17 protein-coding genes and 2 riboswitches are annotated in these 22,059 nt (G+C 42.9%); of the genes, 7 read left to right on the top strand and 10 right to left on the bottom strand.

The window, feature by feature from the left end:
* The first annotated feature begins 159 nt into the window (after positions 1–159).
* Both JMW64_RS08650 and JMW64_RS08655 read left to right on the top strand, forming a co-directional pair.
* The gene (locus JMW64_RS08650; RefSeq protein ID WP_087813738.1) at positions 160–1,962 is read left to right on the top strand and encodes an FMN-binding glutamate synthase family protein; all 1,803 of its coding nucleotides are present in this window, start codon (positions 160–162) and stop codon (positions 1,960–1,962) included.
* Positions 1,963–2,034: 72 nt separating this feature from the next.
* Positions 2,035–2,850, top strand: a complete 816-nt coding sequence (locus JMW64_RS08655; protein ID WP_201554206.1) for a phosphodiester glycosidase family protein — start codon at positions 2,035–2,037, stop codon at positions 2,848–2,850.
* A 132-nt stretch (positions 2,851–2,982) separates the two neighbouring features.
* Here the strand turns inward: JMW64_RS08655 and JMW64_RS08660 are convergent, their stop codons facing one another.
* From JMW64_RS08660 to JMW64_RS08685, 6 genes are all read right to left on the bottom strand, one after another.
* The gene (locus tag JMW64_RS08660; protein ID WP_201554208.1) at positions 2,983–4,179 is read right to left on the bottom strand and encodes a globin domain-containing protein; all 1,197 of its coding nucleotides are present in this window, start codon (positions 4,177–4,179) and stop codon (positions 2,983–2,985) included.
* Positions 4,180–4,505: 326 nt separating this feature from the next.
* On the bottom strand, positions 4,506–5,741 hold the full coding sequence (locus JMW64_RS08665; protein WP_201554210.1) for a vWA domain-containing protein: 1,236 nt from the start codon (positions 5,739–5,741) through the stop codon (positions 4,506–4,508).
* A gap of 2 nt (positions 5,742–5,743) precedes the next feature.
* Entirely contained in the window at positions 5,744–7,855 is a 2,112-nt protein-coding gene (locus tag JMW64_RS08670) for a hypothetical protein (RefSeq protein WP_201554212.1), read from the bottom strand.
* 39 nt (positions 7,856–7,894) lie between these two features.
* Positions 7,895–8,758 (bottom strand): AAA family ATPase, encoded by an 864-nt coding sequence (locus JMW64_RS08675; RefSeq protein WP_201554214.1) that lies wholly within the window; start codon positions 8,756–8,758, stop codon positions 7,895–7,897.
* Positions 8,759–9,127: 369 nt separating this feature from the next.
* Complete coding sequence (locus JMW64_RS08680; protein ID WP_201554216.1) at positions 9,128–9,769, bottom strand: hypothetical protein; 642 nt, start codon at positions 9,767–9,769, stop codon at positions 9,128–9,130.
* Between the two features lie 324 nt (positions 9,770–10,093).
* Positions 10,094–10,414: a YcgL domain-containing protein gene (locus tag JMW64_RS08685; RefSeq protein WP_198330511.1), complete on the bottom strand. Its 321-nt coding sequence runs from the start codon at positions 10,412–10,414 to the stop codon at positions 10,094–10,096.
* 235 nt (positions 10,415–10,649) lie between these two features.
* Positions 10,650–10,787: riboswitch (glycine riboswitch) on the top strand.
* A gap of 54 nt (positions 10,788–10,841) precedes the next feature.
* Positions 10,842–11,001: riboswitch (glycine riboswitch) on the top strand.
* Positions 11,002–11,189: 188 nt separating this feature from the next.
* On the opposite strand from JMW64_RS08685, the gene gcvT reads away from it, so the two are divergent.
* The 5 genes from gcvT (at position 11,190) to JMW64_RS08710 (ending at position 17,678) form a co-directional block, all read left to right on the top strand.
* Complete coding sequence (gcvT, locus tag JMW64_RS08690) at positions 11,190–12,377, top strand: glycine cleavage system aminomethyltransferase GcvT (RefSeq protein WP_201554218.1); 1,188 nt, start codon at positions 11,190–11,192, stop codon at positions 12,375–12,377.
* Positions 12,378–12,446: 69 nt separating this feature from the next.
* Entirely contained in the window at positions 12,447–12,827 is a 381-nt protein-coding gene (gene gcvH / locus JMW64_RS08695) for a glycine cleavage system protein GcvH (RefSeq protein WP_011280078.1), read from the top strand.
* A gap of 258 nt (positions 12,828–13,085) precedes the next feature.
* On the top strand, positions 13,086–13,868 hold the full coding sequence (locus JMW64_RS08700) for a nitroreductase family protein (RefSeq protein WP_201554220.1): 783 nt from the start codon (positions 13,086–13,088) through the stop codon (positions 13,866–13,868).
* A gap of 76 nt (positions 13,869–13,944) precedes the next feature.
* Entirely contained in the window at positions 13,945–16,842 is a 2,898-nt protein-coding gene (gcvP, locus tag JMW64_RS08705; protein WP_201554222.1) for an aminomethyl-transferring glycine dehydrogenase, read from the top strand.
* 146 nt (positions 16,843–16,988) lie between these two features.
* The gene (locus JMW64_RS08710; protein ID WP_201554225.1) at positions 16,989–17,678 is read left to right on the top strand and encodes an esterase/lipase family protein; all 690 of its coding nucleotides are present in this window, start codon (positions 16,989–16,991) and stop codon (positions 17,676–17,678) included.
* A gap of 39 nt (positions 17,679–17,717) precedes the next feature.
* Here JMW64_RS08710 and JMW64_RS08715 read toward each other — a convergent pair whose 3' ends face one another.
* The 4 genes from JMW64_RS08715 to JMW64_RS08730 form a co-directional block, all read right to left on the bottom strand.
* Positions 17,718–19,046, bottom strand: a complete 1,329-nt coding sequence (locus JMW64_RS08715) for a ribonuclease D (protein ID WP_201554230.1) — start codon at positions 19,044–19,046, stop codon at positions 17,718–17,720.
* 158 nt (positions 19,047–19,204) lie between these two features.
* Positions 19,205–19,798, bottom strand: a complete 594-nt coding sequence (gene recR / locus JMW64_RS08720; RefSeq protein ID WP_201554232.1) for a recombination mediator RecR — start codon at positions 19,796–19,798, stop codon at positions 19,205–19,207.
* Between the two features lie 119 nt (positions 19,799–19,917).
* Complete coding sequence (locus tag JMW64_RS08725) at positions 19,918–20,247, bottom strand: YbaB/EbfC family nucleoid-associated protein (protein ID WP_045445429.1); 330 nt, start codon at positions 20,245–20,247, stop codon at positions 19,918–19,920.
* Between the two features lie 251 nt (positions 20,248–20,498).
* Positions 20,499–21,788, bottom strand: a complete 1,290-nt coding sequence (locus JMW64_RS08730) for an O-succinylhomoserine sulfhydrylase (protein WP_201555098.1) — start codon at positions 21,786–21,788, stop codon at positions 20,499–20,501.
* Positions 21,789–22,059 lie beyond the last annotated feature (271 nt).

Below are 22,059 nucleotides of genomic sequence, written 5' to 3' on the forward strand. Positions count from 1 at the left end.
TGCTATGCAGTGATATCATATGTGTATGATGTAGGCGATAAATCTGAGCGCTTTGTCAGTGTCTAACAATAATGGTCATAAGAGGGTGGTTTTTACCCTACTCTCTCTTTAAATCATTGTCACCTTTTTAATATTTATGTATTACTGTTGAGTGTAGCCATGCCCCAATCTCGTACCAATCTAAATCCTGAACCTAAAACCAACTCTCCGTATTTGGTCGGCTTATTGCTGCGTTATAGTACCTTTGGCGCTGCTATATTAATATTTTTAGCAGGTCTACTATTGCTAAATTGGTGGTTAATTATTCTCGGTGGGTTTGGGGTATGCTTGGGAATTTATGACGTCATACAATCAAAGCATGCTATTTTGAAAAACTATCCAGTTGCCGGACATATTCGTTATGTGCTTGAAGACTTTCGTCCTGAAATTCGTCAATATTTACTAGAAAATGACAAAGAGCAAGTACCGTTTTCACGCCAGCAGCGAGCGCTAATCTACCAACGTGCTAAGAATGTTAGTGACACCAATGCCTTTGGTACGCTAGATAATTTATACACCAATGGTAAAGAATGGTTTTTACAATCAGCGATTAGCCAACCTCTAGAAAACAAAGATTTTCGTATTATGGTCGGCGGTGAGCGGTGTCAGCAGCCGCATGATATGTCGGTATTTAATATCTCGGCGATGAGCTTTGGCAGCTTATCGGCTAACGCGATTATGGCGCTCAATCAAGGCGCAAAAATGGGCGGCTTTACTCATGATACGGGTGAAGGAGCTATCAGCCCTTATCATCGTAAGTTCGGTGGTGATTTAATTTGGGAGCTAGGTACAGGGTATTTTGGTTGCCGTGATGATAGTGGCAATTTTGACCCGCAGTCTTTTGCCGAAAAAGCGGTTGATCCACAAGTAAAAATGATTGAAATTAAATTATCCCAAGGGGCAAAACCTGGTAAAGGTGGCGTGCTACCCGCGGAGAAAATCACCCAAGAAATCGCTGATACCCGTCAAGTACCGACAGGTCAAGATTGTGTGTCGCCCTCGTCGCATACAGCCTTTAGCACCCCGCGAGAATTGGTGGCTTTTTGGCAACAACTGCGTGAGTTGTCAGGCGGCAAACCTGTGGGCTTCAAACTTTGTGTTGGTCAGCCTTGGCAGTTTATGGCGATTGTGAAAGCCATGATTGAAACCGATAACTACCCTGATTTCATCGTCATCGATGGCGCAGAAGGCGGTACTGGTGCGGCTCCTGTCGAATTCATGGACAATGTCGGCATGCCAATGGTTGAAGGATTTTTATTAATACACAATACTTTGGTCGGCGCAGGCATTCGCGATAAAATCAAACTTGGCGTGAGCGGTAAAATCGTCTCTGGTTTCGATATTGCCCGTATGATTGCCTTGGGCGCAGACTGGTGTAATTCAGCGCGCGGCTTTATGTTTGCTGTTGGCTGTATTCAATCACGTTCGTGCCATACCAACACTTGCCCGACTGGCGTTGCCACCCAAGACCCGTATCGTCAAAAAGCGCTGGATGTACCAAGCAAAGCTGAGCGTGTCGCAAGCTTCCATAAAAACACCCTGAAATCCCTAGCCAGTATCGTCGGTGCGGTCGGCTTACAACACCCAAGCCAATTACAACCGTATCATATCGCGCGCCGCCTCGATGATGGGCAGATAAAACTATTATCGAAGTTCTTTTATTTTACTGATAAGGGAGCGCTACTCAATAATAGTGCCCGCGCAGATGTGTTTAATCAGATGTGGGTCATGGCGAACCCGGATAGCTTTTTAGCCAATGATGATGCCCTCATTGCTTATAATAAAGACTCACGGGATAAAGGTAGAGAAACCACCACATCGGTGGAACAGAGCCTTGGCAACTTTGCAAGTATCACAGGCGGTGGGCAGTTAATCGGTAACGTCAACAATACTTTTCGCGAATTTCCGCCTAGCAGTGATTGAGATTTAGCGATCAAAAATCCGTGAGCCCTGACTATTTGTATCTCACTCCATACTATAAAAGATATATCATTGATGCCAAATTTCGCTCTTCCCTTACCTTTAGGAGCAGTCGCCCTACTGTTGCTAAGTGTCAGTGCTTGCCAACCGATAAGCACTGATGCTGCTGACAACAAGATACAAAAATGGTCGTGTCAGACTCAAGATGCACTATTTTCTTATAGTGTTTGTAGCATTGATGCTGAAGCTTTGACGGATGGCCGCTACTCATTGAAATTGTTTTGGCAGCAGCCTGATAGTACGAAATCGTTGCTCACCTTTGAGACGTTATTAGCCACATTGCCCTCCAATCAATCGCTGAGCTTTGCCATGAATGCCGGCATGTACAATGAGAACTATGCACCGATTGGCTATACCATCATTGATGGTGAAGAGATCAAATCGCTAAATCTCAAAGAAGGCGGTGGCAATTTCCATTTATTACCCAATGGTGTGATGTGGTGGGATAAAGTTGGAAAAGTACATATCACAGAAAGTAACGCCTTAAACGAGCAGCTTAACAGCGGCGAAGCGAAGCCTTGGTATGCCACCCAATCAGGTCCTATGTTGGTTATCAATAACGAGATACATCCACAGTTTAATCCTGATAGCACCTCACTCAAGATTCGTAATGGCGCAGGTGTTTGCGATGACGGCCACATAAAATTTGTCAATAGCGATGAGCCAGTGACATTTTATCAATTTGCATCGTTGTTTAAGAATGACTTAAACTGTCCGAATGCTCTGTTTTTAGATGGCGGGATTGCTTCGGCATTATATGCGCCTAGCATTGATAAGCATGATAAAAAAGAGATGGGTGTGATGGTTGGATTGGTTGAAAATAAAGATTAGGCGATGTATCCATTTTTAAAATAGTGATAAAAATAAGATAAATTGCACTGAATAAAAAGCACTTGAGACGACTTTGTCATCCAAGTGCTTTTTTTATTAATAGCAACAGTTAATGGCTAACAATAGCTAAAATTAACCGCCCAAACTCATCTTGGGACCAAACGGTTCATAATGAACGCTATCAACACCGTGATCTAGCGTCACTAGCCCATCGATCATGCTTTCCATAAATGGCATCGAGCCACAGACATAAATATCAGCAGGCTTAGGTAATTGAGCAAGCCACGCCTCATCTAATAGTTGTCCAGACTCAAAATAGAAGACATGCTTATCTACAGTCTCAGCCTTTTCTAACAGCGTCTCCACTTCAGTATTGAAAGCGTGATGCGCATCATTTTGGCAAGCATAAACCCAGATAATAGGTCGTTTTGGATTGGCTAATACTTGTGCCTCCAACATAGATAACACAGGGGTTACGCCAACACCAGCACTCATCAATACTAGCGGAATCTCATTTTGCTGTACCAAGTCTTGATTGAGCGCAAAGTCACCTGCTGGTGCCGATAATAAAACCGTGTCACCCACTTCTAATTGGTCGTGCATATAGTTAGAGACCAAACCATGATGCTCATTGCGATTGTCGCGTCTGACCGCAAACTGAATGCCTGCATCGGTACTAGCAGAGTACAAAGAGTAATGACGCAGGGCAACATGGTCACTGTCTTTTGGATCTGTTTTCACTGTGATGTACTGACCTGCGGTTAAAGTCAATTTGCTCAGGTCGATCTCTTGATGACTTTCTGCATTATCATTGGCTGGTACAACTATAAAAGCAGCAATATCCGTAGCAGCTGCTACCTTTTTAGTCACTACAAAAGGCGCAAAACCCTGCCACATCGCCTCCTCATACATGCCATGTTCAATCTGAATAAATACTGAGGCAATCTCATCATAAGCTTCAGTCCAAGCATCGATGATATCGTCATTGGCCGCCTCGCCCAGCACTTCCTTAATTGTACCAATTAAATGCTTACCAACGATAGGATAATGCTCAGGCAAAATCTGTAGAGCACGATGCTTATGGCTGATTTGCGTGACCTGTGGCAATAACGTCGCCAATTTATCCAAGTGCTTAGCAGCAGCTAACACGGTCGTTGCTAGAGCCGTCTGTTGACGACCCAATTTTTGATTGGTTTCGTTAAATATGTCTAACAGCTCGGGATGCTCTTCAAACATATTTTTATAAAACACCGTGGTGATTGCCGTTCCATGCTCTTCAAGGACGGGAACAGTTGCGGTGACGATTTCTAAAGTCTTTGGTGAAGCCATATTTTTTCTCTTAGTAAATTATCGTATTGGTCAATTAAAAATGGAAAATAGATATCTTTTAAATAAAGGACTTAAATAAATAAGTAGCGCCAACAAAATGTGAAATCCTGTCGTCAACCTTTATTAAGACCATCAATCTATTTATAACATTCATTTTAAATGAATGTTATCACACTTTACTTAGCATACCAATGCCGTGTGACTGCAAAACTGATTATTTTTGACAAAAAAGCAGCCGCTATGCTGTCATAACGGCTGCTTTTGTCAAAAAATATGGGGATTAACAGGTTTTTAAGTTAGGGCGTATCTTTATCCAAACGTCAAAATTAACGTGCTAGATAATTGGTCATCTCTTCTACCCCATGTAAGGTCATCGGATACATTTTATTGTCGAATAGTTTCTTAATTTCAACGATGGTTTGGGTATATTGCCAATATGCGGGATCTTCAGGATTGAGCCAAGCGACTTTATCAAAATGCGCCAATACCCTTTTTAACCAAACAATACCCGCCTCATTGTTCATATATTCAACGCTACCACCAACTGTCATCAGCTCATATGGCGACATTGACGCATCGCCGACGAAGATAACGCGATATTCACGACCGTATTTATTGAGCAGCTCATACGTTGGCATCGGCGCACTATGGCGACGATTATTGTCCTTCCAAACATAGTCATACAAACAGTTATGAAAGTAAAAAAACTCTAAGGTTTTAAATTCATTTCTAGCCGCTGAAAATAGCTTTTCTAAGGCTTCAACATGGACATCCATACTGCCGCCCACATCGAACAGCATCAATACTTTGACACGATTACGACGCTCAGCTTGCATATGGATATCGAGCACGCCTTTTTTTGCCGTGCGTTTAATAGTCTCATGAATGTCTAGTTCATCGGCGCTACCGGTACGAGCAAACTGGCGCAAGTTTCGTAGTGCCATTTGAATTTGACGGGTACCAAGCTGACTGTCATCATCAAGGTTGCGGTATTTACGCTGCTCCCAGACTTTAGCGGCGCTACGTTTACGTGATTCACCGCCAACGCGCACGCCTTCTGGATGGTCACCATAGGCACCAAATGGCGATGTACCGCCTGTACCAACCCACTTACTACCGCCTTGATGACGCTCTTTTTGCTCTTTTAGACGCTCTTCAAGCGCTTTCATCAGCTCCTCTAACGAGCCGTATTTTTTCAGCAGTCGGCGCTGCTCTTCGGTTAGATTTTTTGGGTCGAGCTTTAAATCTAGCCACTCTTTAGGAATATCCGTCAATTTAGCCAATAGCTCATCCATATCCAGGCTGTCGACACCCTCAAAATAATCTGCCATAGCGCGGTCAAATTTATCAAAATGGCGCTCGTCTTTGACCATGCAAAGCCGAATTAGCCGGTACATATCTTCACGACTGGCAAAGGTAGACAGCTCTGGATCTTCCTGCTTTGATGAGACAATTGGCTGCATCATCAGCCCTTGATCTAACGCGGCATTTAGGTCAAGCAGCTCACGCGTACTGACGGGCACACCATAAGTACGTAAGGTATAGAACAATTTGATAAACATAATTAATTCTTCATCATAAATGTTTGGCTAAAATCCGAGTTAGGGTCAATAAGTGCTAAATTCGTTTTCCAAAAATTATCACTCTCAATATTTTGAATGAGCGTAGCTAAATCTAGATTGTTTTTGACAGCAATATCTTCAGTCAACATATCTGTAATAAACATTTCATGTTTATCCAATACTATCAATAACTCTTCAAAAGAAATCTTTAAAAAACCATCAATATATCCATGGTCAAATTCTAACGTAGTATCTACAATCCACGAATGAATACTAAATTTAGCACTATCAAGCCCTAAACTAGGCAAGAAAATATCTCTAACATATGTGGTTTTACGTGCTAGCTGATAAGCTGCTTTTTTGAGAACAAAGTTCCTATACTCATATATTTCTTTGACATTACTTTTGATGTAGCTAGATTTAAGCTCAATGATTAAAACCTTATCATCTGTTACCACAATGGCATCTATCTCACCTACTCCAGATTCCGAAGGCTCATACTGACTATAGACTCTGCCTTTGGATTTAGCTAACAATCCAGCTAAGTTATTTTCCATCAAATCGGTTTCAGACTTCAAACTGGCTCTATTTTTATACATTTTTCTAAAAGTATTTATGGTAGCAGTACTGAAGTTTTTTTGAGCTGACATCCATGGCAGAGCAAACAGATAGTCATCAATTTTATAGAAGGATTTTTCAGTATAGAACGCATCGCTACCATCACGTAAATCCTTTGACCAAAAATCAAGAATTCGACTCATCTCTTTTACTTTTTGGTTGCCACTACCCTCAATTATCCAGTCTGACATCTTGATTGCTTTCTCTTTTTGAGTAGCGAAAGTAATAGGCATTCTATTTTGACCAATTAAGACACCATCTATCATCAGTTTCGCTAAGGTAGAAAATGCGTGTTGGTTATTACTGTCTCTTAGTTTTTTAAACGCTTCAAGAAAATCATGAACATAGTGCGCCTGCGACAGTAACATCGTAAAAACTAAAGCACATAAGTCATAATCTTGTTCAAAAACTGCTTTTTCGATGCCGTATACTTCATATAACTGTAAAATAATACCTTGTGTTTTAGCTAATGCCAGCGCGTTAGATTCTAAATTTTCCCCTCTATCCAACCGTTCAAAATGAGGGTTGTCTGTTAAGGTATTAACGCCGCGCCACTGCCAATATGCTGATAAAACTCCAAACTTCTCTTTGAAAAAATCTGAATCATGTGCTTCAGTTTCTAATTTCAGTTGACCATTCTCTAAATAGTAATTTGTTGACAACTTATAACAGTAAGCACTGATGACTTGATCTTCATATAAATTAATTTCTATTTTATGAGCGACCAGTCGTTTAAAATCCTCATATTGTTTCATAAGAGAATGATTGAGATTTTCACTAAATAGGAAAGGAGACATTTTAGCTTTTAACGTCTGACCTAACTTCTTCTCTGTTAGCTTATTTTTCTCTATATTTGAGCTTGTTATAATTTCATGAAAAACAGACCAAATATCTTGAACAGAAACGTTGTCATTAGTATCCATTTGATACGGTATTTTTACACAATCAGTATCACTCATCAGATATTCATAAGCATAGAAGCTACTAAATACCATTGCTGTGATTTGATCGAGCTGCAATTGCTTCTTAATATCTTTATATGCATTAATGCGCTCTTGATATTGAGTTTGAATATATCTTACTGTATCCAAAAACCCATCAAACCTTGACGACTCAACTTGATTCGCTATTTCATTTAAAATATGCCACGAATGATGATTAGGGTTTGCAATAGTACCCGATAGGCGTATTGCATTAATGACACTCTCTTCGTCAATTTTAAGAAGGGCTTTCAACGTACAAGCGTCTATAGATGAAGGTGATAACCGTATATATTGACCCAAAGCAAATACAAAATTCTCATTACTCAAATGTCTTTTAGGAAGTATCACAATAAAATCTGAAGACCAAAAGTCAGTGAATTTATTCACTTTGTTTTTAAGTATTGAAGGAGTACTACTTTGAAATAATAAAATATCGATTATCTTTGCCAATGCCTCTTCATAGCCAAAATCGATAACTAGGGCTTCAAACTTAGTTTCAAAGTACGTCTTCATTGTTGACTCATCAGCTAAAAATTTAACTCAATATTTGGATTAACGACGCATCATATTGGCAAAGCGCTGCAACAAGCTCACATCAGCTTCATTTTTGAGCAGTGCGCCATATAACGGTGGAATGGATTTTTCACCACGCAAATTTTCTTCCAGCTCTGCTTGTGCCATATCATCAGCCAGTAGTAACGTTAACCAATCGACCAATTCTGAGGTTGATGGCGGCTTTTTAAGCCCTTGGACATTACGCAGCTTATAAAAGATATCCAGCGCATCATTGACCAGCTTTTCTTGGATATTAGGGAAATGCACGTCAATGATTTGACGCATAGTTTCTTCTTCTGGGAAGTCAATATAATGGAAGAAGCAACGACGCAAGAAAGCATCGGGCAACTCTTTTTCATTGTTTGAGGTGATAATAACCACAGGACGCTGTGCAGCAGTGATGGTCTCGCCTGTCTCATAGACATAAAAAGACATTTTATCAAGCTCATGTAGCAAGTCATTTGGGAACTCGATATCGGCTTTATCAATTTCATCAATCAGCAACACACTGCGCTCGTTACTGGTAAATGCCTCCCATAACTTACCGGGCTTGATATAGTTGCCAATCTCATACACCTTATCATCACCCAGTTGCGAGTCACGCAAGCGCGATACGGCATCGTACTCATACAACCCTTGCTCCGCTTTAGTGGTTGACTTGATGTGCCACGTAATCAGCGGCATCCCTAAGCTTTCAGCGACCTCCTCCGCCAATAATGTCTTACCGGTGCCCGGCTCGCCTTTAATCAATAGTGGTTTTTGTAACGTCATCGCGGCGTTGACCGCCAACTGCAAATCGTCAGTGGCAATATAATTTTGCGTACCAGTAAAGCTTTTTTTCGTTTTATCAGTCGTGCTCATAATCAAGTCTCAGTTATTGTTATAGATTAGGGCTATCAAGAGCCAGAAAAGAATTAAAGGCAATTGATGGCAAATAAATAATCATTTAGATTAGCACAGCATGATTGATTGCCAAAATACTCATGCGTTCGCAGTTGTTGAAAAATAATAGATACCTTGAACGCCCTTTGACGGTTGGTCGGCACAGTTATAAAACGTTTTTTCATAAAAAAAGACACGCATGGTGTCTTTTTTATGGTGCTTTTCATTCACAGTACTTTTATTGATAGCGTCTTTTATATAGCTATCATAACCTAAAGCACAGAGCCAATCATCGCTAGCAAAACTTTAATATCACTTTACTGATGGCACTTTATTAATGTTACTTTACTACTTATCAAGCTTTTCCATATTAGGCTTTTTAGCTAAACTGCTGTCTTTTTTTAAGCTAACGTCTGCTTTAGGATTAGCCGCTAAAGGTGTTTTATTAGACGGTTCAGCAACAGTGGCTTGATCGGTTAAAGTCGTGCCTTCTGCCAAATAATTGCCAGTCGTCAGTTGCATGGTAGATTGTGTATCTTCTGCAGTACGACTGCGCGCTTTGTCTAGACTTGATTCAAAAGCACCGCGAATAAGCTGCCAGACGAAGCCCACAAACAAGCCAACCACTAACACGACGAGTATCGGCAGCATATTGGTAATCGCGCCTGCCGTATCTTTCATCATAATTGCATAAACCACGGCGATACTAGCGGGGGCAATCACACTTGGATCGCCAAGGGCAGTACCTGGTGCCAATAACACAGCAAACAATATCATCCAACTCATACCGCCCAACGGCCGCGGCAGCATACGAGCGACCAACAACCACAATACCAACACAATAACGACACCACCCAGATACGCGTACATCGGTAAGTCTGCGGGTGGCACGTCTTTTACCAGCTGTCCCCACCAAATAGCAATTTCGCCGAGAATATCACTAATGGCTTCCAGCGGTAAGCTGTTTATAATACCTTTTAACCAGTCCATGCGTGTGTAGTTACCTGCGTTTATAAATTGTGCAGCGCGTTTACGCGCTTAACGATAGACAGTGTGCTGTTTCAACGAACCATAATATCGAATATATTATCGTCAAAAGCCCTTAAGACATAAGCACTTGAAACACGACCTTTTGCCTCGCCACGTATTTTTTGTCTTGTCACTCATTTTGTCTTGTCACTCATATAGCCTGCTAGTTTATCACGACTTTCTACCAAAATGCATGAGCGCAAATGTGTCGTAAACTTTTTCTTGCTGGCTGTCATGCAACATAGCCAAAAGAAGCTGATTAAAAACTCGCTTCAAAAATACCCATTAATCATAAATATTGTCTTGTGCTTCACGCGCACGTAATTCCGCTTGGCGGCGCATCACATCTTGCGGTGGCATTTGTACAAAATACCCTTGCGACTGTAATTTTGCCAGTACCTCTTCTTTGTCAACGCGCGCAAGCGTCGGCGTATTGGCTAAGTCCAAGTGCATCACAAATTTACTGCGCCCTAAACTGGCACGAAAATCTTTTGGTAATACGCCAAGCCAATCTTTAAGCTCGTCGGTATCGTCAGGATAATCAGGACGGGCAATATAGACATACATATCGTTATGTTTGGGGAATTTATAAATATCACAATGCATAATAATGACCTATCAGAAACTATCGCCATAGATTAGCATATTTTGGGTGAATATCAGTAGTCGCTTTACGTTTTACGATGGGCATTCGTGCTAAATTGACCACTACCTACCAAACGTAAAACGCTTTACTTATCGATACGGTATTGATTATTCTCACAAAAAATAATTTTTGCCAAAATTATTCACTTTAATCGCCTAGATGACTTGTAAAAGCGCCTTGAACCTTTCATAATAAAAGCGTTTTTCAGGAGAGAGTCTTGAGCACAATATCAGGTGCGTTCATATTAATGAGCTGGCGCTGATAATTGCTACTTGACCACCGAAGGCGCATCCACCCTGCCAATCGCTCAGGTAAAAGGACTGAAAAACACATGTCACGACTGTTTCGCTGTCTACCATCAATTGCGTAGCACACCCAAACATAAGGCATAACAAATCTGGAGAGCGGTAAGGACGGACGACGCCTTACCCACCGAAGGGGAGAAAATGCGACATCATTTAATTTGGTTTTTTAAGGCTGATCCTTTTAAAAACGTGCAATGATGGTTCGTGTTGAAAATCTCAGGTTACAGGACAGATAGGGCTTTTGCTTAAACCGACGTTCAGCGTCTGTTTGGCGGATTGCGCTATTTTTCTGTGCCACCCTTGGTTGCAATGTTTGCACCTTGCAATATTGCTTCTCGCTACTATGATAAGGCACATCAGCCCTCATACTTTGATACTTGTTTTTACGACTGGTTATCGAATGCAGCTGATGTCCACATAAGGATTTGTTATGACCACTACTCAAGATAATACTGCTCAAAGCGCCAACACTTCAGCCCCTAAACGCACACCTCTTTATCAGTCTCACGTTGATAGTGACGGCAAGCTGGTGGACTTTTCTGGTTGGGAATTACCAATTCATTATGGTTCGCAAATCGAAGAGCACGAAGCGGTACGTACTGATGCTGGTATGTTTGATGTCTCACATATGGTCGTCGCTGATGTCAAAGGTAGCGATACCAAAGCATGGCTACAAAAGCTACTGGCCAATGATGTCGATAAACTCAAAACCGTCGGTAAAGCGCTATATTCTGGCATGCTCAACGAGCAAGGCGGCGTCATCGATGACTTAATCGTTTACCTAATGAACGAAGACGCTACTGAATACCGTATCGTCTCAAACGCTGCTACTCGTGATAAAGACATGGCACAATTTGACAAAGTCGCCGAAGGTTTTGACATCAGCATCACCGAGCGTCCAGAGCTTGCCATGATTGCCGTGCAAGGACCAAATGCGATTGAAAAACTGGCGCAAACCAAACCTAGCTGGGCAGATACTTTAGCTGGTCTTAAGCCTTTCGTTGGTGCTGATTTAACAGACATCGAAGGCACAGATTGGTTCGTTGCTCGGACTGGCTATACCGGTGAAGATGGCGTCGAAGTCATCATGCATGGTGATGATGCACCAGCGTTTTTTGAACAATTGAAAGCCAATGGCATTAAACCTGCCGGTCTTGGCGCGCGTGATACCTTGCGTATGGAAGCTGGCATGAACCTTTATGGTCATGACATGGACGACAACGTCAGTCCTTACGAATGCAACATGGGCTGGACACTCGCGCTTAAAGACGAACGTGATTTTGTCGGTCGTGACGCTTTAGTCAGCAAGCGTCAACAGTCAAAAGACGATCACTCTGCCATGAAGCAAGTTGGCTTGTTGCTAACGACACGCGGCGTATTGCGTGAAGGCATGACCGTCACCATCAATCAAGGTACGGATAATGAGCAAACTGGCATTATCACCAGTGGTACATTCTCCCCTAGTCTAAAAAATTCGATTGCGATTGCCCGTGTGCCTGCCAGCGTATCAGATGATGATAGCGTTCAGGTCGATCTGCGCGGCAAAGGCAAGTTCGTTGATGTGCGTGTTCTTAAGCTACCGTTTGTCCGTAATGGCAAACAGCAGTTTGACTCGTAGGCATTATAAACCCTATTATTAACGTCCACTATTTTTGTTAACCATCCTCTATCATTTAGGAGAGAGACCATGAGCAATATCCCAGCAGAACTAAAATACATCGCCAGCCACGAGTGGTTACGCTTAGAAGACGACGGTACTATCACTGTTGGTATCACTGACCATGCTCAAGACCTATTGGGTGACGTGGTATTCGTTGAATTGCCAGACGTGGGCGACATCATCGCTGTTGATGACGAAATTTCTGTAGTTGAATCAGTAAAAGCTGCTTCTGACGTTTATGCGCCTATCTCAGGTGAAGTCGTTGCCATCAACGAAGCACTAGAAGACGATCCAGAAATCATCAACTCTGACCCATATGGCGAAGGTTGGTTCTTTAGAATGAAGCCTGACAACATCGCTGATTACGAAGCACTGCTAACCGCTGATGAGTACGAAAACGAGCTGTAATCTAATCTTCACTCTCTCGCTTAAAAGTGGTGTTTTATTTAAATGCCGCTACTTATAACCTTAAAAAACATAGCTTGTTATAACAGATATTGGCGTCAGCTGATATCTGTACGCTTTTTCTTAGAATGCTTATCGCTCAATTTATTGCGTCCAATCGCTATCTGATTTATTCATATCAATTACTTGTCAGGCGCTATTAAAGAGACGTACTCAATACTGCCCCAAGTTGATCACTTAATCTCAAGCATGGATTCTCACATGACCCCTGACACTGATAATCAAGCAAACGCTCAAGCAAGTTCTCAAGAAAAATTTGCCACGCCTGATAATACACCGCAGCTGCAAGCGTTTCGCGAAGTGGTTGAATCACGTCGTTCAGTCCGCCGCTTTACCGACACAAAGATACCTGATGATGTGTTAGCAGACTGTTTGCGTTTGGCCATGCTTGCGCCAAACTCTAGCAATCTACAGCCATGGGAATTTTATGTGATTGATGATGCGGACAAGCGCAAACGCGCGGTGAAAAACTGCATGAATCAAAATGCAGCGAAAACCGCCGCTCGTTTAATCGCAGTCGTTGCTCGCACCGATGTGTGGCATGACCATGCCAAGCAAATATTGCGCGAATACCCTGATAAGCCAGTACCAAAAAAAGTCAAAGACTATTATACCAAAGTCGTTGCCATGGACTTCTTACGAGGACCTGCCAATGTGGTATCAGCGGCTAAATGGGGTGCGACTCAAGTGGTCAGACGGGTAAAAGGTCCGATTAAATCACCTTACTATACTTTTGAAGACACCAAAAACTGGGCGACCAACAATACCGCCCTTGCGGCTGAAAACCTAATGCTTGCACTACGCGCGCATGGCTTTGATAGCTGTCCGATGGGCGGCTTTGATGAGCCTGCCATGAAGCGCTTATTAAATTTAAGTGATGATCAACATATCATTATGATGATTGGTGCTGGCGAACGCGCTGATAATGGCGTTTACAACAGCCAGTTCCGCTTTGACCAAAAGCAATTTGTTCATTACGTATAAAATCTTAAACCGTCATTAGTTATTATTACTAGTTATTTTAGCCACCCCTTTATTACTCCCTTAACCAAGGATTGTCATGACTATCTCGCAAAACCCAACGTTTGATACCTTTAAAGGTTTATTCAACGAAGCTGAATTTGTCTATCGTCATCTAGGCTCTAATGAGACCAAGCAAGCTGACCTGCTCAGTGCCGTTGGTTATCAAGACATGGCGAGCTTCATCAATGATACCGTGCCTGAGCCCGTGCGCTTGCATAAAGAGCTAGATTTGCCAGTGGCGATGAGTGAGCATGCCGCGCTTGCCAAATTGCGTACCATGGCAGATGACATCACTGTTAATAAGAGCTATATCGGACAAGGCTACTCGCCAGTACGTATGCCAGCGGTCATTCAGCGTAACGTCCTTGAAAATCCAGGCTGGTACACCGCTTATACGCCTTATCAGGCAGAGATTGCCCAAGGTCGTCTAGAAGCCTTGCTTAACTTCCAACAAGTATGTATTGATTTGACTGGTCTTGAGCTTGCTGGCGCGTCATTGCTTGATGAAGCAACCGCAGCCGCAGAAGCCATGGCAATGTCAAAACGTGTCAGCAAAAGCAAATCAACGCAGTTTTTTGTTGATGACCGTATCTATCCACAAACATTAGATGTTATTAATACCCGTGCCAAGTACTTTGGTTGGGAAGTGGTGGTTGGTGATTTTGAACTGGCTAAATCAGGCGATTATTTCGGTGCGCTATTCCAATATGTCGGTGTTGAAGGCGATGTTAAAGATTTAACCGACATCATCACTGCTGTGAAGAAAAACAAAACTTATGTGAGTGTCGTAAGTGACATCATGAGTTTGGTATTATTAAAATCACCAGCAGATATGGGCGCAGACGTCGCTTTAGGTAGCACGCAGCGTTTTGGTATTCCAATGGGCTTTGGTGGTCCACATGCTGCTTACTTTGCCTTCTCTGACAAAGCCAAGCGCTCAGCGCCTGGTCGTATCATCGGCGTCTCTAAAGATTCACAAGGCAATACCGCCCTACGTATGGCACTACAAACTCGTGAGCAGCATATCCGCCGCGAAAAAGCCAACTCAAACATCTGCACCTCACAAGTATTGCTTGCCAACCTAGCCGGTATGTATGCCGTTTATCATGGTCCAGATGGCGTAAAGCGTATCGCTACTCGTATCCATGCGTTTGCGACTGCCTTTGCTGATGTCATCAAAAATACTAACGACAGTAATTTAACCGTGGTACATGACCAATTCTTTGACAGCGTCGTCGTTGATTGTGGCTCAGAAAAACTGGCCACTCAAATTTTCGAAAATGCTGACAATGTTGGTTATAACTTATGGCGTCTTGGTGAAACCAAATTAAGCGTCGCGTTTAGTGAAACCAGCGATCAACAAGATTTTAGCGTCCTAACTCAACTGTTTGTTAGTAAAGCACATGACCTACCAGAAGACGCTCGCGTTTCTCTTGATAGTGCACACTTGCGTACCGATGCTATTTTATCGCATCCAGTATTTAACTCGCATCATACTGAACACGAAATGCTGCGTTATTTAAAATCGCTTGAAGACAAAGATTTAGCAATGAACCGCAGCATGATTTCATTGGGTAGTTGTACCATGAAACTGAATGCCACCAGTGAGATGCTACCGATTACTTGGCCCGAATTTGCTAACGTGCATCCTTTTGCACCACGTGACCAAGTCACAGGTTATGTTGCCATGATTGATAGCTTGCAAGACCAGCTGAAAGCCATTACTGGTTTTGATGATGTGTCTATGCAGCCAAACTCTGGCGCTTCAGGTGAGTATGCTGGTCTGCTAGCGATTCGCCGTTATCACGAATCATTGGGTGAAACTGACCGTGATGTTTGTTTAATCCCTCAGTCAGCGCACGGTACTAACCCTGCGACGGCTATGATGATGGGTATGAAAGTAATCGTGGTTAAAACCGATGACAATGGTAACGTTGATATCGATGATCTAACTGCTAAGTGTGAAGAAAACAGTGCCAATCTAGGTGCATTGATGATTACTTATCCATCGACGCATGGCGTGTTTGAAGAAGGCATCCGTAAAATCTGTGACCTTATCCATAAACATGGCGGTCAGGTTTATATGGATGGTGCCAATATGAATGCACAGGTTGGCATGATGCAACCGGCTGACGTTGGCGCTGATGTATTGCACATGAACTTGCATAAAACCTTCTGCATCCCGCATGGCGGCGGTGGTCCAGGCATGGGCCCTATCGGCATGAAATCGCATTTAGCACCCTTTATGGCCAATCATACATTGAGCCCTGTGCATAATGCGCAAAAAGACTGCTCGGCCGTATCGGCAGCCCCTTATGGTTCAGCAAGCATCCTACCTATTTCATGGATGTACATTGCCATGATGGGTCGTGATGGTCTGCTAAAAGCGACTGAGCTTGCGCTATTAAATGCTAACTATGTCGCTGCTCAATTAAAAGACCACTACCCTGTCCTTTATACGGGCAAAAACGGTCGCGTCGCGCACGAATGTATCATCGATATTCGTCCGTTGAAAGAAGAGACGGGCATCAGTGAAAGCGATATTGCTAAGCGCTTGATGGATTACGGTTTCCACTCACCAACGATGAGCTTCCCAGTTGCGGGTACGTTGATGATTGAACCAACTGAGTCTGAATCTAAAGAAGAATTAGATCGTTTCATCAGTGCCCTAAAATCTATCAAAGCCGAAGCAATGAAAGCCAAAGCTGGCGAAGAGGGTTGGACGTTAGAAGACAACCCACTAGTCAACGCGCCGCATACCGCGGCGATGGTCACCAACAGCGAATGGACGCACCCATACAGCCGTGACACAGCAGCATTCCCACTGCCTTATATCCGCGCCCATAAGTTCTGGCCGAGTGTAGCACGTGTCGATGACGCTTATGGTGATAAGAACCTCATGTGTTCTTGCCCAAGTATCGAAAACTATATGTAGTTTTCAAATAAGTATGAACAGTTGATATAAAAATAAACCTCCAAGTCAGCAGCTGATTTGGAGGTTTTCATTTTGCCACTAATATTTAGCGCTATAATAAAATGGCTATCAATCTATTCACATTATTTACTTGGTTAGAATTAACTATGCAGAAAAACAATCTTGTCATTCTCATCCATGGTCTGCACCAAACCGCTTGGATCATGCGACCACTGGCCAAACGCTTGCAAGCAACAGGATTTGATACTCATCAATTCGGTTATCGTAGTATGCGTGACGGTATCAAAACCAATAGTGCCCGCCTAAATAGCTGGCTAGAAAACCATCATCACCCTGACCAACCGATAGATTTGGTCGGTCATAGTTTGGGCGGTTTGATTATTCGTGATTTTGTCACTACATATCCGCAATGGCAGATAGGACGCTGCGTGACACTTGGGACACCGCATGTAGGCAGTGTATGTGCTGATTACATTTGGCGCTTGACCCCAGCTGTGGTGGGGTGCTCGTACGTCGATGCGCTAGATGGAACGGTCGCACCTTTACCGGAGCATATTACCCTTGGGGTGATTGCGGGTAATCGTCCTTATGGCCTAGGGCAGTTGTTTTTGCAATATCATAATCGCAAATTGCGTAAGACAAATAATATACCATCAGTAGAACATCTACTACACGATGGCACAGTATATATAGAAGAAACCAAAATAGAGGCTGCCACGGATCATATAGTTTTACCAGTCTCGCATACTGGGATGCTGGTCGATAAAACAGTAGCCGCGCAAACCAAATACTTTTTACAACATGGACAGTTCGAACATAACAAACTTACGTTTTGAGAAAAGCATCATCTTTTATCTATGATAGAATCTTGTGGCTTATCGAACATTGATCCCCATACCCTGCTGCAACTCAATTTTATGTTTTTTGATGACGGGAATCAGGGTGTTCATGACCCAGTCATTCCGCCAACCTTTTAAGCCCTCTGGCAACCCGCTTAAATCTTTATCAAAAGCAATTACTTCATACAATTGTCCGAGCCACTTCTTACGCATCAATACATTGTCAGGTACGCCGATAGCTCGTGCGTGATCATCGATCGCTTGCTGCACTGCTTTTGACAGTACTTTATTTTTTGAGCGATACGGCGGTAATAGGCAATCAGGATATTCAGCAGGGTGCAGGTTTTTTGCTTGATTTATCACTTTTAGCAGCTCTTCTCCGTATAAGCGCAACATACTGCGGTGCATCGTGGTTTTGTGCGCAAGCTCTCGCATATTACTTGGTTTTTCAGTGATGATCTCACGTACTGCTTGTTTTTTAATCACAAACGTACGCGGCTGATTGGTCGAACGTGCCAGCTCCTCGCGCCACGTCGCAACCGCTTGCAGTATCGCCATCTGCTGTGAAGTATAACGATAATCTGCCATTGTTAGGTACATTGCGCTGTCTTCAACATGCTGAGTATCATACAAATCACTGGCATAAAGCTGGCAATCTGCCCATACATAATCGTACAAACCTTGCTTTTTTAACGCATATTCAAGACTTAAATAAAGTGCTGGCAAAAAGCGTACGTCATCAATCGCATACTGCTCTTGCTCGTCTGATAATGGACGTTGCAGCCAGTCCGACTGGCTTTGTTCTTTATCAATGTGCATGTCTAGCTGGTCGTCAAGCGCTTGCTGATAGCCCATTTGCAATTGACCCGTTAAGTAAGACAACGCAATTTGCGTATCAAATATATTGGTCAATGGCGGACAACCAGAGAGTAGATAAAAAATCCCTAAATCCTCACCACAGGCATGCCAAATCGCTACATCAACTTTGGCTAATGCCTGCCACAGTTCGGTCAGTTGCAACTGCGGGGCATCTAATAAATAAATATGATTGCCAGTATTTAGTTGCACCAATGCCAAGCGTGGATAGTAAGTATCACGTTTGATAAATTCGGTATCTAACGCCACCCGACCACAAGTTGCCAATGCATCGATAACTTCAGCTAAACCATTTTGCTCACGCACCCACGTGACAGCAGCTTCGTCGGCACTATCTAGCAGTGCATCAATATCTGGCTCTGGCGGTAGATCTGCTGACTCTATTTTAGAATTGATTGATGGTTCTAATAAATCATCAGTAGCAGCAATGTTGTCTGCAAGGTTTGATTGGGTGGCAGCAGTCGACGCTGTTGCAGTATTGTTGGACACGGGCAGATACCTGCATAAATAGGAGAAAATAAAACGCTAATCTGCGTTTTAATAAAATGAGAAATGAAAATAATAATAGTGCAATTATAACAATTTCATGAAACAAAATGGACAAGACTTGGGTTTTATAAAAAAGTGCTATGAAAAATGTCAGTGTGCTATAAAAATGAACGATTTTGTATGGCCTGACCAAGTGTCATACTATCCAAGTATTCAAGCTCGCCGCCCATTGGTACACCTTGCGCTAAACGTGTGACCTTATTGACATGACGACTGACTGCCTCGCTGATAAAGTGCGCGGTTGTCTGCCCTTCGACAGTCGTGCCAGTCGCTAAAATCAACTCTTCAACAGGCTCTTGTTTAACCCGCCAAACCAGCTGATCAATATTTAAATCGTCAGCACTAATCCCATCAATCGGTGATAAGTGACCACCTAACACAAAGTAGCGACCACGGTAACCGGCGGTCTGCTCTATCGCCATCACGTCTGCTGCCGTTTCGACTACGCATAATAAGTTATCATCACGGCGCGGATCTTGGCACAGCGGACAGATGTGATCATCACTAAAGCTGTGACAGCGCTGGCATTCGACGATATCGCGCATCGCCTCATCAAGCGCTTGGGCAAGTGCCATACCTTGTGGACGTTTTTTGGTCAGCAGATGTAGCGCCATACGTTGGGCGCTTTTTTGACCCACACCCGGCAAAATACGCAGCTGTTTGACCAGCTGATCAAATTTGGCTGTCAGCAAAGCATCTTCCTTTATTTAACTTAATTTATAAACCGTAGCTATGAAAATGGGGTCGTATCATGTCGATAACAACCCCATTTTGTCTTTAATATGTCGTGTTTGGCTTAAAAAATAACGACTTAGAACATACCTTGCATACCTGGTGGTAGACCCATGCCTGAGGTCGCGCCAGCCATGGTTTCTTCGTATAGCGCATCTGCTTGACGAACGGCGTCATTGATAGCAGCAGCGATAAGATCTTCGATCATATCTGGCTCATCTTCTAGCAAGCTTGGATCGATGGTTAAACGCTTAACCACATGGCGACCCGTCATGGTGACTTTTACCAGACCACTGCCCGCTTCAGCTTGTACTTCTTTATTCGCAAGCTCTTTTTTAGCATTTTCAACGTTTGCTTCGACTTTCTTTTGCATCGTTTGTGCTTGTTGCATTAATGCTTGAATATTCATAGTTGCCTCTTTTGTTTTTTAATCATAAATGATTGATATTTTACTAGGGCGTGTCCTCAATTCAATTGATCATATCTAAACGGGTCAAAAATGGCTAAATTTTGCCAAACATCGTTAAATAGCTGGTTAATATCCCGATATTATCTGCGCTATTTTCCTCGTTTGACGGCAATTTATTTCATTTTTATCACCATTTTTGAAATAAGGACACGCCCTCATATAAAGTGCTAACTGCGATTATACCGTTATCTTTACAAACTGTCTAAACCACGCGCCAAATCTTTGATGATATCTTCTACATCTTCTAAGCCTACTGACAAACGAATAAGACCATCTTTGACGCCCGCTTCTGCGCGCTCTTTTGCACTCAAGCGAAAATGAGTGGTGGTTGCAGGATGGGTAATGGTGGTTTTAGCATCACCTAAATTATTAGTGATAGAAACCATTTGGGTGGAATCAATGACATGCCAAGCAGCAGATTTCGAATCACGACTATTTAAATCAGTGCTATCAGAAGCCTTTACCTCAAAACCCATGATAGCACCATAGCCACCTGTCATATGATGTTGACGCGTCGCAAGCTCATGAGCAGGATGATCACTCAAACCTGAGAAATGTACGGCACTAACATTGGGATGATTGACCAAAAACTCTGCCACTTGATTAGCATTTTGACAATGCGCTTGCATACGCAGTTTCAGCGTCTCTAACCCTTTGGTAAATACCCATGCGTTAAATGGACTCATACTGATACCGCCTGAACGTACCACAGTAAAAGCCTCTTGCATGAGCTTATCACTGCCAACTAGTGCGCCGCCAAGTACTCGCCCCTGACCGTCTAAATATTTAGTGGCAGAATGAATCACCACATCGGCACCCAAATCAAGTGGACGCTGCAAAGCTGGAGTGGCAAAGCAATTATCAACGACCAATAAGATATCATTGGCTTTACACAGCTGGCTTAAAAAGCCAATATCACAAATCTGTGCCAATGGATTACTTGGGCTTTCGCAATAGATCACTTTAGTATTTGGTTGAACGGCGTTTGCCCACGCCTCATTATCGAAGCAATCAACGTAGCTGACTTCCACACCGAACTTTGCCATATAATTATTAAATAGACCAATCGATGAGCCAAATAATTGATTGGCAGCAAGCAAATGATCGCCCGCTTTCAGATATGCCAAGCACATGGTCAAAATCGCGCCCATGCCAGAGGCTGTCGCCACTGCGCGCTCACCGTTTTCAAGCGCTGCCAAACGACGCTCAAAGGTACGTACACTTGGATTGGTATGGCGTGAGTACACGTTGCCCGTCTTGTCTCCATTAAAATGTGCCGCGGCATCTGCCGCTGAGGTATAAACGTACGAGCTGGTAGTAAAGATAGCCTCTGAATGCTCACCCTCATCGGTACGATGTTGCCCTGCCCGTACAGCAATGGTTTGCATACCATAATCGAGAGCTAAGTTGAGCGCGTCACTGCGCCAGTTTGGATCTAATTTATCTACATTTTTATCATCATGGGCTTGCGACTGACTCATAAATATTCCGTTGCTTTGATTGGTATTTTGATTGATATAAAATGACTGCTTATTCTTCTGATTATCGACCGAATGCATCAGCGTTATCATATCATGTCAACTTATTCCACACAGCTGGTTTCAAGCGATGGCTAAATATTATTTTTGAATACACACCTATAGGCGGTTCAATATAATTTAGATACAAGGAAGGCAAGCGAAAGTACTACAAATAGTAGGCTAAGCGAGCCTGACACCGTATCTGGTTTATATAGGATTGACTATATCTTTT

The organism is Psychrobacter immobilis (genome assembly GCF_904846065.1).
GTDB classification, from domain to species: domain Bacteria; phylum Pseudomonadota; class Gammaproteobacteria; order Pseudomonadales; family Moraxellaceae; genus Psychrobacter; species Psychrobacter immobilis_H.

Coding starts and splice junctions, on each gene's coding strand:
- JMW64_RS08650 (WP_087813738.1), top strand. CDS start 160: ATGCCCCAATCTCGTACCAATCTAAATCCTGAACCTAAAACCAACTCT.
- JMW64_RS08655 (WP_201554206.1), top strand. CDS start 2,035: ATGCCAAATTTCGCTCTTCCCTTACCTTTAGGAGCAGTCGCCCTACTG.
- JMW64_RS08660 (WP_201554208.1), bottom strand. CDS start 4,179: ATGGCTTCACCAAAGACTTTAGAAATCGTCACCGCAACTGTTCCCGTC.
- JMW64_RS08665 (WP_201554210.1), bottom strand. CDS start 5,741: ATGTTTATCAAATTGTTCTATACCTTACGTACTTATGGTGTGCCCGTC.
- JMW64_RS08670 (WP_201554212.1), bottom strand. CDS start 7,855: ATGAAGACGTACTTTGAAACTAAGTTTGAAGCCCTAGTTATCGATTTT.
- JMW64_RS08675 (WP_201554214.1), bottom strand. CDS start 8,758: ATGAGCACGACTGATAAAACGAAAAAAAGCTTTACTGGTACGCAAAAT.
- JMW64_RS08680 (WP_201554216.1), bottom strand. CDS start 9,769: ATGGACTGGTTAAAAGGTATTATAAACAGCTTACCGCTGGAAGCCATT.
- JMW64_RS08685 (WP_198330511.1), bottom strand. CDS start 10,414: ATGCATTGTGATATTTATAAATTCCCCAAACATAACGATATGTATGTC.
- gcvT (WP_201554218.1), top strand. CDS start 11,190: ATGACCACTACTCAAGATAATACTGCTCAAAGCGCCAACACTTCAGCC.
- gcvH (WP_011280078.1), top strand. CDS start 12,447: ATGAGCAATATCCCAGCAGAACTAAAATACATCGCCAGCCACGAGTGG.
- JMW64_RS08700 (WP_201554220.1), top strand. CDS start 13,086: ATGACCCCTGACACTGATAATCAAGCAAACGCTCAAGCAAGTTCTCAA.
- gcvP (WP_201554222.1), top strand. CDS start 13,945: ATGACTATCTCGCAAAACCCAACGTTTGATACCTTTAAAGGTTTATTC.
- JMW64_RS08710 (WP_201554225.1), top strand. CDS start 16,989: ATGCAGAAAAACAATCTTGTCATTCTCATCCATGGTCTGCACCAAACC.
- JMW64_RS08725 (WP_045445429.1), bottom strand. CDS start 20,247: ATGAATATTCAAGCATTAATGCAACAAGCACAAACGATGCAAAAGAAA.
- JMW64_RS08730 (WP_201555098.1), bottom strand. CDS start 21,788: ATGAGTCAGTCGCAAGCCCATGATGATAAAAATGTAGATAAATTAGAT.